Genomic DNA, 17,663 nt, shown 5'->3' with positions numbered 1-17,663 from the left:
TCTAGCGCCGATGGTACTTGGACCGCAGGGTCCTGGGAGAGTAGGAAGCCGCCAAGCAAAGAACCACTGCCGATGATATTCGGTGGTGGTTTTTATTTTATATGTTGGATTTAAGAAACTTGATAAACAGGAGATGCAAAAGCTGCATCTCCTGTTTGACTTTAGTGGTAACCTCTGACACACTCAAATATAAGGAACAGTTGAGTACAGCCTTTTACGCAAAGAGACTTACACTACGAGAATGGGGTGCAGAATGATATGGAACTTCGCAAATTAACAGCAGACGATTATGAAGCGTGTATGGCGCTTTCCGAGTATGCTTTTCAATTTACACTGTCAGAGGAGCAGCTGGAGAAACGGCGCCAGGAGTTTGCAACGCATAATGTACTGGGTGTCTACGCCGATGGTCAGGTTGGGGCAAAGCTTCAGATTATTCCTTTTCAGACGTATATTCAGGGACGGTCCTTTGAAATGGGCGGAATCGCAGGTGTAGCCACATGGCCGGAGTACAGACGCAAAGGCTGGGTTGCCGGGCTACTGAAATACGCACTGGAAGAGATGAATCGGAATAAACAGAGCGTATCTTTCCTGCACCCGTTCTCCTTTGGTTTTTATCGGAAGTATGGGTGGGAAACCTATGTTGAATTTAAGAAATACAAATTGACGACTTCTATGCTGCCAACCAAAAAACAGACGCCGGGAACGATCAAGCGGGGAAATCCTGAGCTTCCAGTATTAAAGCAGATATATGATGAGTATGCTGCGCGTTATAATGGGACGTTGAATCGAGATGACGCGTGGTGGAGCAATTCGGTTTATGTGAAAAAGGGCAGTCAGCGAGCTGTTTATTATAATGAGACTGGAATACCCCAAGGTTACATCTTCTATGAGGTCAAGGAGGGAAAGTTCACCATCGGTGAAATGGTTCATTTGAACGAGGAGGCAAGGCAAGGCTTATGGACGTTCATTGCCAATCATGATTCCATGATTGATGAAGTCACCTTGCAAGCGCCTGCAAGTGACTTGCTTGCATTTCAACTGGATAACCCGCGGATTCAACAAGAGGTTGTACCGTACTTTATGGCACGAATTGTGAGTGTGGAGCAGTTCATCTCGCAGTATCCTTTTGCAAGCCAGGACTCGCCTGTACAGATTTTACTTGAGGTGGAAGATGCATACGCTCCGTGGAATGAAGGGGTATGGGAGTTGAATGTGGCGCTGAACGGAACAGCTTCCATTTGGAAAAAGGCAGAAACAGAGCGTCACGCTCAGAACAATCAGCCGATTCGTCTTACGATTCAAACACTTACGGCCATAATGATGGGGTATCGCAGACCGGTAGAGATGGCCCGGATCGGCAGACTGGAAGGCCCGGCTAACGCAATTGAAGCGCTGGAAAAGGCTGTACCGAAACGTGAAACCTATTTGCTTGATTTTTTCTAAGCCGCCAGCACAGAGTTCCTTCTTTGATTCGATCCGATAAGGAATGTAATGAAGAGACAATTAGACTTCTCCTGATATTTGGGAGAGGTTTTTTTGTGTCCTGCGAATATTTCGTGTAAAATCGTAAAAAATGAATAGTGCCCCCACTTGGCAAACCAGCAAAATATGCTATAATGTATATAAAGTCAAAGAAAGTCAAAGTCAACTGAAGGCCAAAAAGCCCCTGTTTTATTTACAATCGGGTGTTTGACTTTTCTGCTCTCTGATGAGAAGTGCTTTAGAACCTGTACATTTCATTAGAAGATCAAAGGATATTTAAAGGACCTTCGTGCTTCCTTTGTTCTCCTGTTTAAGACCGGACACAGCAAGATTCGCTGTTTCCCTGAGTGGTTAAATGGGTGGAGAAGGTGTACTCTGTGGGGGCGTGTGGGTCCTTATTGACTTAACGTTTCAGACAGTGGAGGATGATTGGATGCGTAATATCTCTGATATTATCGAACGATATCTGAAGGGTATTTTGCATGAAAGTCCCGAAGGAATGATTGAAATTCAGCGTAATGATCTGGCGGATCAGTTCTCATGTGTGCCTTCCCAGATCAATTATGTCATCAGCACCCGTTTCACTCTGGAAAAAGGTTATCTGGTCGAGAGTAAACGCGGCGGTGGTGGATATGTTCGCATACAGCGCATTGAATTGCCGGCCCAATCGGCACTGCACAATCATCTTCATCATAGTATTGGCGAAGAGATTGGACAGACTGCTGCTGAAGGGCTGATCTATCAACTGGAGGAAGCGCGTTTTCTAAGCAAGCGAGAAGCCGGATTGATGCGTGCGGCTGTGTCGAGAGAAGTTCTAATGGTCAAACTTCCTTACCGGGATCAAATTCGTGCCAGAATGTTGAAGGCAATGCTGATATCTTTGCTCGGTAAATGAAACTATCGGGATCAAAGGAGGTACATCTACATGCTGTGCCAAGAATGTAATAAACGTCCGGCTACACTGCATTTTACGAAAATTGTAAATGGAGAAAAGACGGAATTTCATATCTGTGAATCATGTGCCCGTGAGAAGGGGGAGATGATTCCTGGAACTGCAGGCGGATTTTCCATTCACAACCTGCTGTCCGGATTGCTTGATTTTGATCCAGCAGGCAAAGGTTCAGGTGCAGCTCCTGCCAAGGCGCTGCAGTGTGAAGAATGTGGCATGACTTATGCCCAATTTAGCAAGATCGGCCGCTTTGGCTGCAGCTCTTGTTACAAATATTTTGACAGCCGTCTGGACCCGTTGTTCAAACGAGTGCATGGCAGCACGTCTCATGTAGGCAAAGTTCCTGCTCGGGCAGGTGGCCGTATTAAGGTTAAACGGCAGATCGCCGATCTGAAGCAGCATTTGCAGCAAAGCATTGCGCAAGAAGAGTTCGAAGAGGCGGCTCAGATTCGTGACCAGATCAGAGAACTTGAAAAAGAAATAACTCAGGAGTAAAGTTTGTCATGAGTAGGAGGGAAGGGTAATGCCTAATCTGCGTTTTACGGAGAAGGCGCTCAGTGACTGGATGCGCAGCGATGCAGTAGACTCAGAAATTGTGATCAGCAGTCGTGTCCGGATTGCACGTAACCTTCAGCATATCCCGTTTCCGATGCTGGCTTCCAATGAGCAATCGGAAGAGGTGCTGAATAAGCTGAGCGAAGTACTTCAATACGATGACGTACACGCTTTTGGTGATTTTACTACACTCGACCTGACGGATATTGGAGAACTCGACAAGCGGGTGCTGGTGGAGAAACATCTGATTAGTCCGAGCCTCGCAAATGAATCGAGACACGGAGCCGTTATCCTCAGTGAGGATGAATCGGTTAGCATTATGATTAACGAAGAGGATCATCTGCGTATCCAGTGCCTCTATCCGGGGTTCCAGGTGAAAGAAGCCTGGGAGAAAGCCTCCGCCATAGATGATGCATTTGAAGCGCACGTGGATTATGCCTTTGATGATCACAGGGGATATCTAACCAGTTGTCCGACAAATGTCGGCACAGGGGTGAGAGCGTCTGTAATGGTGCATCTCCCGGCACTTGTAATGACACAGCAGATCGGACGTATTCTTAGTGCAGTATCCCAAGTCGGGTTAACTGTACGGGGAATCTACGGTGAAGGCAGTGAAGCAATGGGCAATCTGTTCCAGATTTCCAATCAGATCACTTTGGGACAGACGGAGCAAGAAGTCATCGACAACCTGCATAGTGTTGTTTTACAGATTATTGGGCATGAGCGCACAGCCAGAGAAAGGCTGCTTACGGATTCCAGACTGCGGATTACGGATCGTGTAATGCGTTCGTACGGGATTTTGTCTCATGCGGCGATTGTGGACACGAAGGAAGCGGCACAGCGACTATCGGATGTGCGGCTTGGCGTAGATCTTGGATTGCTCGATGGAATATCCATCCCGGTGATGAATGAGCTGAATGTGATGACACAGCCCGGATTTTTGCAAAAAACGTTCGGGGATATGCGTACAGATGAGCGTGACATCTACCGGGCTCAGTTAATTCGTGATACGATCAATGCAACCAAAGGCTCTGGCTAAACTTTCCTTGAACTGTAATACTGGTTTCACGCCGCATATGCGGCTTTATATAACAGGTGTCCCGTTTCTGGGATGACCAATGATTTTATTCGCAGCATGGCTGCAAACAAAAATGATATGAATACGAAGGGTTATTCAATTCAATGTAATCCCTTCGTTTTATCCAAAACCATGGAGGTGCAGGAGATATGATGTTTGGAAGATTTACGGAACGGGCCCAGAAGGTGCTCGCACTCGCGCAGGAAGAAGCTGTCCGTCTCGGTCATAATAACATCGGTACAGAGCATATTTTGCTCGGCCTCATTCGTGAAGGTGAAGGCATTGCTGCCAAAGCACTGATCGGCCTGGGACTCGGATTGGAGAAAATTCAGGATGAAGTAGAAACGCTGATTGGCCGCGGCCAGGAGCAGCCTACGAACATTGCATATACGCCAAGAGCGAAAAAAGTTATTGAGCTTTCTATGGATGAGGCACGTAAACTGGGTCACACTTACGTGGGCACAGAGCACATCCTGCTCGGTCTCATTCGTGAGGGTGAAGGGGTTGCTGCACGTGTACTCAACAACCTCGGTATCAGCTTGAATAAAGCACGTCAGCAAGTGCTGCAATTGCTGGGCAGCAGCGAAGCTGTCTCCAGTCACAATGGCACACCTGCCAATGTAAGCACACCAACACTGGATAGCCTGGCTCGTGATCTCACGGCATATGCCAGAGAGAATAACCTTGATCCGGTTATTGGCCGCAGTAAGGAAATCGAGCGTGTTATCCAAGTGCTGAGCCGTCGTACCAAGAATAATCCGGTACTGATCGGTGAGCCGGGTGTAGGTAAAACAGCGATTGCTGAAGGACTCGCACAAAAAATTATCGCTAACGAAATTCCAGAGACCTTGCGTGACAAACGTGTTATGACACTGGATATGGGCTCGGTTGTAGCCGGAACCAAATATCGTGGTGAATTCGAGGATCGTTTGAAAAAAATCATGGATGAAATTCGTCAGGCTGGCAACATTGTGCTGTTCATCGACGAGCTGCATACCCTGATTGGTGCAGGTGGAGCTGAAGGGGCAATCGATGCATCGAACATCTTGAAGCCGGCTCTCGCTCGCGGTGAATTGCAGTGCATCGGTGCAACAACGCTGGATGAGTACCGCAAATACATCGAGAAGGATGCTGCGCTGGAGCGTCGTTTCCAACCGATTACGGTAGATCAGCCTTCACCAGAAGAAGCTATTCAAATTTTGCATGGTCTGCGTGATCGTTACGAAGCGCATCACCGCGTAAAAATTACTGACGAAGCTATCGTTCAGGCGGTAAAATTGTCTGACCGTTATATTACAGACCGCTTCCTGCCGGATAAAGCAATCGACTTGATTGATGAGGCCGGTTCGAAAGTAAGGCTGAACTCGTATACAATTCCGCCAAACCTGAAGCAACTGGAGAGCCGTCTTGAAGATATCCGCAAGGAGAAAGATGCAGCGGTACAGAGCCAGGAGTTTGAGAAAGCTGCGGCACTCCGTGATACGGAACAAAAGATTCGTGAAGAACTGGATACAACGAAAAATCAGTGGAAAGAAAAACAAGGCCGTACCGATTCCGAGGTAACACCAGAGGATATCGCTCAAGTGGTAGCCAACTGGACAGGAATTCCGGTGAACAAGCTGAAAGAAGAAGAAACACAACGCTTGATGAACCTTGAGCAAATTCTGCATGAGCGGGTTATCGGTCAGGATGAAGCAGTTAAATCCGTCAGCCGCGCCGTTCGCCGGGCACGTGCCGGACTTAAAGATCCAAAACGTCCGATGGGTTCATTTATCTTCCTTGGTCCTACAGGGGTAGGTAAAACCGAGCTTGCTCGTGCTCTCGCTGAAGCGATGTTTGGTGATGAGAATGCTGTAATCCGGATTGATATGTCCGAGTACGGAGAGAAGCACTCCACAGCACGTCTCGTCGGAGCGCCTCCAGGATATGTGGGCTATGAAGAAGGCGGTCAGTTGACCGAGAAAGTTCGCCGCAAACCTTACTCCGTTGTACTGTTGGATGAAGTGGAGAAGGCACACCCTGAAGTATTCAACATCCTGCTGCAAGTGCTGGAAGATGGTCGCTTGACCGATTCCAAAGGTCGCGTTGTTGACTTCCGCAATACGCTGATCATCCTGACATCCAACGTAGGTGCTGAGGCGATCAAACGTAACTCTACCCTTGGCTTTACAGCTGTTGTAGATGCGGGTGCGGATTACGATAACATGAAAGGCAAAGTGATGGATGAGCTGAAGAAAAGCTTCCGTCCGGAGTTCCTGAACCGGATTGATGAAATCATCGTATTCCACTCACTGGAAGAGAAACACATTGCCGAGATTGTTACACTTATGAGTGAAGACCTGCGTAAACGACTGCATGAATATGACGTGGACTTTGAGCTTACAGATAATGCAAAAGCATTTCTGGCCAAAGCAGGCTTCGATCCAGCGTATGGTGCACGTCCGCTTCGCCGGGCGATCCAGAAGCATATCGAAGACAGATTGTCTGAGGAACTGCTTACTGGCAATGTGACCAAAGGTGATTCACTGCTCATTGATGAAGAGAACGGTGCGCTGTCTGTTACGAAAAAGGCTGCTTCTGTTCCATCTAGTGAGGAAATCGAGACTAAATAACAATTCAATTCAACTCGGTAATGAGGAAATTGAAACTCAATAAATAAGTACTGCACTGCTGCATAACATCAGCCGTGCAGTACTAGTTTGATCCTCCCCGGCTCTGGCTGGGGAGTTTTTTTGGTTTTAGCTTAATATGTGATCGGGATGTAACAATAAGGACTACAATGATGTGTAAAGTTTGCGATAATCCTTTACGAAAAATCTCAAACAATGGTAAACTTTTAGTAACCCTAAATGTCAGGGTGAGATAGCAATAATCGTCGAATAATGCAAAATGCTGTAATAAAATAAATTTTTAGGAGTGCTGAAGTGGCCAAAGTAAAAACCAAGTTTCAATGTACAGAATGCGGCTATGAAGCCCCCAAATGGTACGGAAAATGTCCTGGCTGCCAGTCCTGGAATTCAATGATAGAGGAGACTGAAACGGTGGTCAAAACACAAGGGAGAAATTCTCCTCTGTTTGACAGTAAAGATAAACCGCTTCCTATCATAGATATAGATAGCGGTCAGGAGCCGCGTGTACAAACGGGAATCGGAGAGCTTAACCGTGTATTGGGTGGCGGTATTGTGCCAGGCTCGCTCGTGCTGGTGGGGGGCGATCCGGGAATCGGAAAATCGACGTTGATGTTACAGACGTCTCACGCACTGACTCATTCCGGTCTGCGTGTGCTGTATGTGTCCGGGGAGGAATCCGTGAAGCAGACAAAATTGCGAGCTGACCGTCTGGGTGCGCTCTCGCCGGAGCTGTATGTGCTATGTGAAACGAATATGGAACGGATCGAGGAAGCGGTGGATCAGATCCAGCCGCATTTTCTTGTCATTGACTCCATTCAGACAGTATATTTACCCGAAGTTACCAGCGCACCCGGAAGTGTAGCCCAGGTAAGGGAATGTACCTCCAGATTTATGCGGATTGCAAAAGGCCGAGGCATTGCAACAGTGCTTGTAGGGCATGTTACCAAAGAAGGTGCCATCGCCGGCCCCCGCATGCTGGAGCATATGGTGGACTGTGTGCTTTATTTTGAAGGAGAGCGGCATCATACATATCGCCTCCTTCGTGCAGTCAAGAATCGTTTCGGTTCCACCAACGAGATTGGCATATTTGAAATGGGAGAGGATGGCCTTCGTGAAGTCGGTAATCCCTCCGAATTGTTTTTATCGGAACGTCCGCTCGGGGTAGCGGGTTCTACCGTTGTAGCCAGTATGGAAGGCACAAGACCGATGCTGGTAGAGCTGCAGGCCTTGATCTCGACCACGCACTTTCCTTCTCCACGCCGTATGGCAACAGGCATTGATCATCACAGGCTCAATCTGATTATCGCTGTTCTGGAGAAACGTATGGGCATGTTCCTGCAAACACAGGATGCATACCTGAACGTAGCTGGCGGGGTCAGGCTGGATGAGCCGGCTGTCGATCTTGCAGTGGCTATCAGCATTGCCTCCAGCCTTAGAGATGTGCCAACCAAGCCGGATGATGTTATCTTTGGCGAGATTGGCCTGACAGGTGAGGTCCGTGCCGTATCAAGGGCAGAACAGCGTGTGAAAGAAGCCGCCAAGCTGGGCTTCAAACGAGTTATTTTACCAGAAAAAAGCTTAAAGGGCTGGAAACATCCTCGCGGGATACAACTGATCGGTGTGAATACCGTGGCAGATGCACTAGCGGTTGCTTTAGATTAGGGGGCATAACAAGATGAAGGATTCAAGCCAACTGGACAATATGAATGATTTGTTAAGGCTGATCGCACCGGGTACACCTTTCCGCGAAGGTCTGGAAAATGTGCTGCGCGCCAAGACGGGCGCACTGCTTGTTGTAGGATACAGCCCTGAAGTAATGGAAGTGGTGGATGGAGGATTTTCGATTAATTGTGATTTCTCGCCAAACTACCTGTATGAGCTTGCCAAAATGGATGGTGCGATTATTCTGAGCGAGGATCTGAAGCGGATTTTGTACGCCAACACACAGCTGATCCCGGATTCCTCGATCTCTTCGTCAGAGACAGGCATTCGTCACCGGACGGCCGAACGAGTGGCGAAGCAGACTGGCAAGCTGGTTGTGTCTATCTCGCAGCGCCGGAATATTATTACCCTGTACCAGGGAACGCTTAGATATTCACTCAAGGAAATCGGGGTTATTTTGACCAAAGCCAATCAGGCGATTCAAACGCTCGAAAAATATAAAGCTGTGTTGACACAATCCCTCACCAATCTGAGTGCCTCTGAATTTGAGGAACTGGTTACGATTCCCGAGGTGGTCAATGTCATTCAACGCACCGAGATGGTGCTGCGGATCAAAACGGAGATTGAACGATATATTGATGAGCTGGGCAATGAAGGACGACTCATCTCTATGCAGATGGAGGAGCTTGTTGGCACAACAGAGGAAGAGGCCTGGCTGCTGTACAAGGATTATGCCCGTGACGACAGTGATGACAAGATTCGCGAGATTATCGGGGGTCTGAAAAGATTGTCGGATGACGAGCTGCTGGATGCACATCATATCGTACGTCTGCTGGGTTATCCTTCATCGGCAGCAACTTCCGAGGATTCGGTTGCACCTCGCGGTTACCGGGTATTAAATAAGATCCCTCGTCTGCCTAATGTCATTATTCATAACCTGGTGGATCAATTCGAACAGCTGCCTCACGTCATCACCGCTACAATCGAGGAGCTGGATGAGGTGGATGGCATTGGTGAAGTTCGTGCCCGTACCATCAAGGAAGGACTCAAACGTCTGCAGGAGCAGATGTTTATTGACAGACAGATGTAGGAACCGCCTGTATAGGCTTCTAATGGATGAGGTGAAACAACATGTTAACCAGATTCATTCCAAATCTCTTTACCCTGGGTAATCTGTTTCTTGGAATGCTGGCCATCTTGCTTGCAATCAACGAAAAATACAGCCTGGCTGCGATTTTGGTTATCATTGCGATGCTGCTGGATGGTCTGGATGGACGGGTAGCCCGGGCATTGAATGCGCAAAGCGAATTTGGCAAGGAGCTGGACTCCTTGTCGGATATGGTTTCTTTTGGTGCAGCACCGGCCCTGATTATTTTTATGGTGTCATTCCAGGATGCAACGCCCATCTTCGCCTGGATTGCAACGGCTGCTTTTCCAATCTGCGGAGCCATACGTCTGGCGAGATTTAATGTACGGCCGGGCATTCCCGGGTATTTCACAGGTTTACCGATTCCGGCCGCGGGTGGCGTACTTGCAACGCTCTCCCTTTTCCATAAGGATATCGGCCCCATCTCCATGATGATTGCTACGCTGCTGTTATCATATCTGATGGTAAGCTCGCTGAAATATCCCAATTTCAAAAAGGTCGGACTGCCTCGAAAGGCGATCTGGATCGCCCCGTGGGTTATACTGCTGGCGGTCGGGCTGGCTCTCCTTTTCCCGGATCAGCTGTCCAAGCTGATTTTTATTCCGCTCGTGCTGTATGCCTTGTATGGCATGAAGCACAGTGTACGAATCGCGGCTTCTCGCAATCGTGCCAAAAAACGCAAGGGAGAGAAATCTTCCCGCTCCGACAGCTAACTTATGCGAGTTGTACACGAGCTTAACAAATCACGAAACACAAAAAGCACGTACTTTTCCTGAACGGAGAGTACGTGCTTTTTGCTGTGTGCTTATGCTGATACATAACCAACCGAGTATATAATCATGGAGCTAAGACAAGTTGAACATGCCAAGCGTCGAACATTTCTGTGATTCGTGATTCACAACCTCTTCCATGTTAATGTCCAGCAGATTGCAGAGTGCAGACATATAGAACAGGTTCCGCCCTAATTCGGAACTGATGACCTCTTTGCAATTTTCACACAATTCACCTTCCACATGTGTTTCCAGCGAACCTTTGGCTTGAGATATACCACTTTCGGGGGCGTACTGCTGTTTGGTGGCGTGCAGCTCAATGCAGCCGCATTCGGTAATGGCTTTGGACACAGCGCGGTTAACAGAGGCTCCGGCTTGTCCCGTTTTGGACAGTACATCAATCAGGCTGCGATGGCGCAGCAGCAGTTCGGAAACTTGATCCTGAAAAGCCTGTAAACTTAGCGTACTCATTTTGCCACTCACCTCTGGATATGAATTGAATTCATTATATGCCAATAAAAGTCTTACTTTCAACTGACGAATGCAACATTTCCAAAAAGTTCTTGCGGACGGGATTAGCTTTTCGGGAATTGGATCATACTGGATATGAAGATAAAGATTGATTGAGGAGGTGCAGGAACTCATGTGGAGAAAAGGCATTTTAACTTTTACTGGATTGTGCGGCGCATGGTTCGGGTACACGGCTTATCATCTGGCAGGCAAATCTATTCCCTGGATGGCTGAATGGATTCAGTCAGCAGGATTGCTGGGGGCTGGTGTATCTACACTGCTGGGAGCGGTACTTTTTATGTCCGTATGTACGATTGGCGGCACCATGATGGCAAACAGACTGCATAGCGGGATTGATTCCCTGGCTAAAATACCGATGAACGAGCTGGCTGCTGGTGCGGCAGGCATCGTGGCCGGTCTTCTGGCTTCTTTGCTGCTGTATCCTTGCCTTGCCTGGCTGGGAACCGCAGGAGAGGTGCTGCAGGTGGGGCTGACTGCCATTGCTGCTTATTCAGGGTACAGTCTGGCTATGGCCAAGAAAGACGATCTGGGGGCATTCTGGAAGTCGGGACGATGGGGCCATCCTGAAGTGGACGAGGAACGACGCATGGAAGAGCATAAAATTTTGGACACCAGCGTCATCATTGATGGACGAATTGCGGATATCTGCAAGACCGGTTTCATTGAGGGAACGATTGTCATTCCTGAATTTGTGCTGGAGGAGCTGCAGCATATCGCGGATTCATCGGATCTGCTCAAGCGGAACCGCGGGCGGCGCGGACTGGACATTTTGAACAAAATCCAGAAGGAGCTTGATGTGCAGGTACTGATCTATGAAGGGGATTTTGAAGAAATTTCCGAGGTAGACAGCAAGCTCGTGAAGCTTGCCAAGGTGCTGCAGGGCAAGGTTGTGACCAACGACTTCAACCTGAACAAAGTGTGTGAGCTACAAGGTGTATCGGTGTTGAACATCAATGATCTGGCCAATGCGGTGAAGCCGGTAGTGCTGCCAGGAGAAGAGATTATGGTGCAGATTATCAAGGATGGCAAGGAGCACGGGCAAGGTGTAGCCTATCTGGACGATGGTACCATGATTGTGGTTGAAGGTGGACGGGAGTACATCGGCATGATGATGGAAGTGCTGGTGACCAGTGTGCTGCAGACATCTGCGGGACGAATGATATTTGCCAAGCCGAAACTGTTGGAAAAAGCCCAATAAAGGGGTATGATGAGTAGTGTATCGTAATGAGCTATAATAGGTGATGTATTATGAATTATAGACTCCAGACGATAAACTGACAGACAAGGCAGGGATTGCGGCATGGATAAAGGTTGGGGCGTTGTCATTGTAGCGGCAGGCCGGGGAACCCGTATGGGCACAACCGAGAGCAAACAATTTCTGCTGCTGCAGGACAAGCCCGTTTTCATACATACGCTTGAAGTATTTGCGGCGCTGGACGAGATTCGTGAGATGGTTCTGGTTACGGGTGCTGCAGATGTTGAACGATGCCTGGAATGGGTAAAAGAATACCAGCTGGAATCGCGTGTCCGCGTAATCCCCGGAGGGAAAGAGAGACAGCATTCGGTCCATGAAGGCCTGCGGGCGTTAGGAACCGATTGGGTGCTCGTTCACGACGGGGTACGTCCTTTTGTGCACCGTGAGCAGATCAGGGACTGCATGGCTGCCGCCGCTTCGGGCGGAGCAGCTGTGCTGGCCGTGCCGGTGAAGGATACGATTAAACAAGTGAATGCGGAAGGCATCGTTACAGCAACGCCGGACCGCAGCAGTCTGTGGAGCATTCAAACCCCGCAGGCTTTTCGTCTTTCTTCCTTGCTGGAGGCTTACGATACGGCAGAGCGGGACGGGTTTCTGGGAACGGATGATGCCATGCTGGCCGAGCGCCAGGGAATGTCGGTCAAGGTTGTGGAAGGCAGTTACACCAACATCAAACTAACGACGCCTGAAGATTTACAGTATGCCGCGTTTTGGCTTGGGGGAGAGAAGAAGCGATGATACGTGTAGGACAAGGATTTGACGTGCACCAGCTGGTGGAGGGAAGACCGTGCATTATTGGCGGGGTTACGATTCCTTATGAAAAAGGACTGCTGGGCCACTCGGACGCAGACGTGCTGCTGCATGCGATTAGTGATGCGATTCTTGGTGCACTTGCACTCGGGGATATCGGCAAGCATTTCCCGGATACCGATCCGGAATTTAAAGATGCGGACAGCTTGAAACTGCTGGAGCATGTATGGCAGCTCGCGAAGGATCGCGGCTATAAGCTCGGTAATATTGATTCAACGATTATTGCCCAGAAGCCCAAGATGGCACCTTATATTCCGCAGATGGCTGAAGTGATTGCGAAGGCGCTGGAAGCCGATGTGACACAAGTGAACGTGAAGGCAACAACGACAGAGCAGCTCGGGTTCCCTGGACGGGGAGAGGGCATTGCAGCCCAATCGGTTGTGTGCCTGGTACGTGTGTGATATCATCAACGAATTAGAGACGGAGGGGATCATATGAGCGCAGAAATTCGGGTGCGCTACGCACCAAGCCCAACGGGACACCTGCATATCGGGAATGCCCGTACGGCGCTGTTTAACTACTTGTATGCCAAACATAATAACGGTAAATTCATTATTCGTATCGAGGATACGGACGTGAAACGCAACATTGCGGGTGGCGAGGAAAGCCAGCTGAAATACTTGAAATGGCTCGGCATCGAGTGGGATGAGAGTATTGATGTAGGCGGGGACTACGGACCATACCGCCAGACGGAGCGTCTCGATCTGTATCGCAAATATACACAAGAGCTGCTGGACAAAGGTCTGGCATACCGCTGCTACTGCACGGAAGAAGAGCTGGAACAGGAGCGCGAAGAGCAGTCGGCGCGTGGAGAAACCCCGCGTTATTCCGGCAAGCACCGTGACCTGACACCGGAGCAGATTGCAGCATTTGAAGCGGAAGGCCGCGTGGCGAGCATTCGATTCCGTGTACCGGCAGACCGCACATATACATTCGACGACATGGTCAAAGGTACGATTTCGTTCAACAGCAAGGAATCAGGCGACTTTGTCATTGTGAAAAAGGACGGCATTCCCACGTACAACTATGCGGTTGCCGTGGACGATCACTTGATGAAGATCTCCCACGTGTTGCGGGGGGAGGATCATATCTCCAACACACCGCGTCAGCTGATGATCTATGAAGCGCTTGGCTGGGAGCCGCCGCAATTCGGTCATATGACGCTGATCGTGAACGAAAACCACAAAAAACTGAGTAAACGGGATGAATCCGTCATCCAGTTTATTGAACAGTATGATCAGCTGGGCTATCTGCCCGAAGCGATGTTCAACTTTATCTCCCTGCTTGGCTGGTCGCCGGAAGGAGAAGAGGAAATCTTTTCACAGGAGCAGCTGATCTCCATTTTCGATACAAAGCGTCTGTCCAAGAGCCCGGCTGTCTTTGATACACACAAGCTGGCGCATCTGAACAACCATTACATCAAACATGCTGATCCTGCGCGCATTGCCGAGATGGCGATCCCGCATCTGCAAAAAGCAGGACGTCTTCCTGCCGAGCTGTCCGCGGAGCAAAAAGAATGGGCGTATACGCTTGTACATCTCTATCAGGAGCAGATGAATGCAGCATCCGATATCGTAGAGTTGTCGGAAGTGTTCTTCCGTTCTGAGGTTGTGCTGGAGAGTGAAGGAGCTGCGGTGCTTGCTGAAGAGCAGGTACCAGCGGTGCTGAAGGCATTTGCTGACAAGGTAAAGGAGAGCGACGAATTTACACCGAGCAAAATGGCTGCGCTGATCAAGGAAGTGCAGAAGGAAACAGGCTTCAAGGGCAAACAGCTCTTTATGCCAATCCGTGTGGCCTTGACGGGACAGACTCATGGACGTGACCTGAATCAGACGATTGTATTGCTGGGCAGAGACACGGTCACCCAGCGCTTGTTGGCACAGGTGACAAGCGCGTAAATCGTGTAAATGTGAAACCTCATAAGTGGATATCATGAGTTACACGAAAACGGAGAGGACAGAAAAAAACTGGAAAAGCGGAGCTACAAGCTTTCTGCAAGAAAGCTGCATCGGAAGCATATGCTGTGCCTTTATCACCGGATTTTTCCCTTTGGAAAAGGGAATCAAAAAAATCTGGGGATAACAGCGATTGGAAGGTTATTCTGTCATTGGAGTGCTTGTGTGAATATTCATTAGCTCAACTTATGTAATTGGATTCTGCTGGTTGTCAGTGTGAAGGCTTTTCGCTATAATAGCAACACAAGGTTGAATTGTCATAATACGTTCATATAGAACAGCAAAGACCGGGAGAAGTAAGCTGACCCGGACAAATCCAGAGAGGATGGCCCCGCACGCCCGGACAGAGAACAGACCTGTTTGGCTAGCGGTGGCTGCGAGCCGTCCATTGTCCAGCAGTCTGAAATGCACCCGTGAGCTGCACCGTCGAATCCGGCCCCGCCTCAGTTAACAGTACAGAGGAGAACGTCAGGATAGATGGCGACGACTGGTTCCCGTTACCGAGCCGCCAGAGGGTTTGTTTTATTCAGGGATCATCATGAATGAACTAAACCAAGCAGAGTGGGACCGCGATTAACGCCTCTGCAGCTTCGTGCTGCAGAGGCGTTTTTTGTTTTGGCGAGTGCGCAGTACACTACCAAGGAACACGCCGTCCGGCATACCCGGAGGACGAGAACCGGAACAAGAGGGGAACGAGCATGTTCAAAAAGATCAGATCAGATATCCAGACGGTCTTTGAAAATGATCCAGCCGCCCGGAGTTGGTTTGAAGTTGTATTTACGTATTCAGGGCTGCATGCGATATGGGCCCATCGATTCGCGCACTATCTATACAAACGAAGATGGTACTCGCTTGCCCGGTTTATATCTCAGGTTAGCCGGTTTATGACAGGCATCGAGATTCACCCTGGAGCTACTATCGGTGATCGTTTGTTCATTGACCACGGAATGGGTGTTGTCATTGGAGAAACCTGTGAGATTGGCGACGATGTTGTAATCTATCAAGGCGTAACCCTGGGAGGGACAGGGAAAGAAAAAGGAAAGAGACACCCGACAATTGGCAATAATGTGGTTATCTCATCCGGTGCAAAGGTGCTGGGATCGTTTCGCGTAGGAGATCAAAGCAATATCGGTGCGAACTCCGTTGTTTTAAAGGAAGTGCCGGCGAACAGTACAGTCGTAGGTATTCCGGGACGAATCGTCAAGCAGGATGGCCGGCGTGTGGACCGTCTGAACCAGCAGCTGCCTGACCCGGTTGTTGATTCTCTGCGCAGCATGCAGCGTGAAATTGAACGGCTGCAGGAGGAAGTGCGCACAATGCAAAATACACGCGAATCCGAGAAATGCACATAAGATGATTGATGCACATTCGCTGATGCATGCACATTGAATAGGTATACAGTACAGCAGTTCAGGATGAAAGGAAAAGTGACCATGACGCTTCAGATTTATAATACGATGAGCCGTACCAAAGAGGATTTTGTTCCGCAAGAGCCCGGCAAGGTGAAAATGTACGTATGCGGACCAACCGTATACGACTACATTCATATCGGGAATGCCCGTCCAGTAATCTTTTTCGACACCGTTCGCGGGTATCTGGAGCAGACCGGACATGAAGTGAATTATGTCGTAAATTTCACGGATGTGGATGACAAGCTGATTCGCAAGGCCGAGCAGCTCGGCACTGACGTTCCGCATGTGGCAGAGAAATTTATTGCCGCGTATTACGAAGATTTGGAAGGGCTTGGCATTCCTAAAGCCAGCAGCAACCCGAGGGTAACCGAGAATATGCCGCTGATTATTGATTTTATAGGTGAACTTGTTGAAAAAGGTTTCGCTTACGAAAATGGCGGTGACGTATATTATCGAACAGGCAAGTTCGAGAAATACGGACAATTGTCGAAACAGAACCTGCAGGAGCTGCAGTTCGGTATCCGGATCGGTGTAGACGAGCGCAAGGAGCATCCGGAAGACTTCGTGCTTTGGAAGGCAGCTAAGCCTGGCGAAATTTTCTGGTCCAGTCCTTGGGGCGATGGTCGTCCTGGCTGGCATATCGAGTGCTCCGCCATGGCAAGGGAATACCTGGGGGATACACTGGATATTCACGGTGGAGGTCAGGATCTGCAGTTTCCTCACCATGAGTGCGAATGCGCGCAATCCGAAGCAATTACGGGCAAACCACTCGCAAATTACTGGATGCATAACGGGTTTATTCGCATTGATAACGAGAAAATGTCGAAATCTCTCGGTAACGGCGTTTTGGTGAAGGATCTGCGAAGCCAGTACAAGCGTGAAGCCATCCGTTACTTCATGTTGTCTACTCACTATCGTAACCCGCTCAATTTCACTGAGGATACGATGGAGCAGGCGCAGAACAGTGTGGATCGCATCGCCAATGCGGTAGGCAACCTGAAGCATCGCCTGGGTGCCGTGACCATAAATCAGCAGATTCCTGAAGAATTCGCAGCAAGGCTGGAAGGTATTCGACAGCAGTATCATGAAAAAATGCAGGATGACTTCAATACACCGGATGCAATTACGGCGCTGTTTGAATGGGCGGCAGAAGCGAACCAGCTGCTGCAGCAGGATGTGGTCAATGCCGCCGAGATTCATGCATTGCTGGAACTGTTCGATGAACTGAATGCGGTGCTGCGAATCTATACAGACGTGGAGCCGGAACTTTTGGACGAAGAGATTGAACATTTGATTCAAGAGCGCGTGGAAGCACGCAAATCCAAAAACTGGGCCCGCGCAGATGAAATTCGTGATGAATTGTCTGCTCAAGGCATCCTGCTGGAAGATACGGCTCAGGGAATGAGATGGCGGCGTAAATGAGCGAG

15 protein-coding genes are annotated in these 17,663 nt (G+C 49.2%); 14 read left to right on the top strand and 1 reads right to left on the bottom strand.

The annotated features are described in order from the left end of the window. Positions 1 to 258: 258 nt before the first annotated feature. The 8 genes from ACQSGY_RS28250 to pssA all read left to right on the top strand — a co-directional run bounded on the left by ACQSGY_RS28250 (position 259) and on the right by pssA (position 10,216). A complete protein-coding gene (locus tag ACQSGY_RS28250) occupies positions 259 to 1,443 on the top strand; it encodes a GNAT family N-acetyltransferase (protein ID WP_427181866.1) in 1,185 nt (394 codons plus the stop codon). 472 nt (positions 1,444 to 1,915) lie between these two features. Continuing rightward, positions 1,916 to 2,377, top strand: coding sequence for a CtsR family transcriptional regulator (locus ACQSGY_RS28245; RefSeq protein ID WP_110899255.1), 462 nt, complete (start codon positions 1,916 to 1,918; stop codon positions 2,375 to 2,377). A gap of 30 nt (positions 2,378 to 2,407) precedes the next feature. After that, entirely contained in the window at positions 2,408 to 2,926 is a 519-nt protein-coding gene (locus ACQSGY_RS28240; protein WP_110899256.1) for a UvrB/UvrC motif-containing protein, read from the top strand. A 28-nt stretch (positions 2,927 to 2,954) separates the two neighbouring features. After that, the gene (locus tag ACQSGY_RS28235; RefSeq protein ID WP_111271004.1) at positions 2,955 to 4,025 is read left to right on the top strand and encodes a protein arginine kinase; all 1,071 of its coding nucleotides are present in this window, start codon (positions 2,955 to 2,957) and stop codon (positions 4,023 to 4,025) included. 188 nt (positions 4,026 to 4,213) lie between these two features. Then, positions 4,214 to 6,676: an ATP-dependent Clp protease ATP-binding subunit gene (locus ACQSGY_RS28230; protein WP_145406598.1), complete on the top strand. Its 2,463-nt coding sequence runs from the start codon at positions 4,214 to 4,216 to the stop codon at positions 6,674 to 6,676. A gap of 312 nt (positions 6,677 to 6,988) precedes the next feature. Further along, positions 6,989 to 8,356 (top strand): DNA repair protein RadA, encoded by a 1,368-nt coding sequence (gene radA, locus ACQSGY_RS28225; RefSeq protein WP_111271006.1) that lies wholly within the window; start codon positions 6,989 to 6,991, stop codon positions 8,354 to 8,356. 13 nt (positions 8,357 to 8,369) lie between these two features. Then, the gene (disA, locus tag ACQSGY_RS28220; RefSeq protein WP_145406600.1) at positions 8,370 to 9,446 is read left to right on the top strand and encodes a DNA integrity scanning diadenylate cyclase DisA; all 1,077 of its coding nucleotides are present in this window, start codon (positions 8,370 to 8,372) and stop codon (positions 9,444 to 9,446) included. 41 nt (positions 9,447 to 9,487) lie between these two features. Next, positions 9,488 to 10,216, top strand: coding sequence for a CDP-diacylglycerol--serine O-phosphatidyltransferase (pssA, locus tag ACQSGY_RS28215; protein WP_145406601.1), 729 nt, complete (start codon positions 9,488 to 9,490; stop codon positions 10,214 to 10,216). A 132-nt stretch (positions 10,217 to 10,348) separates the two neighbouring features. Here pssA and ACQSGY_RS28210 read toward each other — a convergent pair whose 3' ends face one another. After that, entirely contained in the window at positions 10,349 to 10,744 is a 396-nt protein-coding gene (locus tag ACQSGY_RS28210) for a DUF1573 domain-containing protein (RefSeq protein ID WP_110899262.1), read from the bottom strand. Positions 10,745 to 10,916: 172 nt separating this feature from the next. On the opposite strand from ACQSGY_RS28210, the gene ACQSGY_RS28205 reads away from it, so the two are divergent. From ACQSGY_RS28205 to cysS, 6 genes are all read left to right on the top strand, one after another. Next, a complete protein-coding gene (locus ACQSGY_RS28205) occupies positions 10,917 to 12,002 on the top strand; it encodes a PIN/TRAM domain-containing protein (protein WP_216520692.1) in 1,086 nt (361 codons plus the stop codon). A 102-nt stretch (positions 12,003 to 12,104) separates the two neighbouring features. Continuing rightward, on the top strand, positions 12,105 to 12,797 hold the full coding sequence (gene ispD, locus ACQSGY_RS28200) for a 2-C-methyl-D-erythritol 4-phosphate cytidylyltransferase (RefSeq protein WP_289376732.1): 693 nt from the start codon (positions 12,105 to 12,107) through the stop codon (positions 12,795 to 12,797). Then, a complete protein-coding gene (gene ispF, locus ACQSGY_RS28195; RefSeq protein ID WP_427181861.1) occupies positions 12,794 to 13,270 on the top strand; it encodes a 2-C-methyl-D-erythritol 2,4-cyclodiphosphate synthase in 477 nt (158 codons plus the stop codon). Before ispD ends, ispF begins: the two co-directional genes overlap by 4 nt. A gap of 33 nt (positions 13,271 to 13,303) precedes the next feature. Next, entirely contained in the window at positions 13,304 to 14,767 is a 1,464-nt protein-coding gene (gene gltX / locus ACQSGY_RS28190; protein WP_427181860.1) for a glutamate--tRNA ligase, read from the top strand. Between the two features lie 755 nt (positions 14,768 to 15,522). Next, positions 15,523 to 16,176, top strand: coding sequence for a serine O-acetyltransferase (cysE, locus tag ACQSGY_RS28185; protein ID WP_111271012.1), 654 nt, complete (start codon positions 15,523 to 15,525; stop codon positions 16,174 to 16,176). Positions 16,177 to 16,257: 81 nt separating this feature from the next. Then, complete coding sequence (cysS, locus tag ACQSGY_RS28180; RefSeq protein WP_427181858.1) at positions 16,258 to 17,658, top strand: cysteine--tRNA ligase; 1,401 nt, start codon at positions 16,258 to 16,260, stop codon at positions 17,656 to 17,658. Positions 17,659 to 17,663: the final 5 nt, after the last annotated feature.

It is taken from the genome of Paenibacillus sp. TC-CSREp1 (genome assembly GCF_050171015.1).
Lineage (GTDB): Bacteria > Bacillota > Bacilli > Paenibacillales > Paenibacillaceae > Paenibacillus > Paenibacillus silvae.
This window is presented reverse-complemented; position numbering and strand designations above follow the sequence as displayed.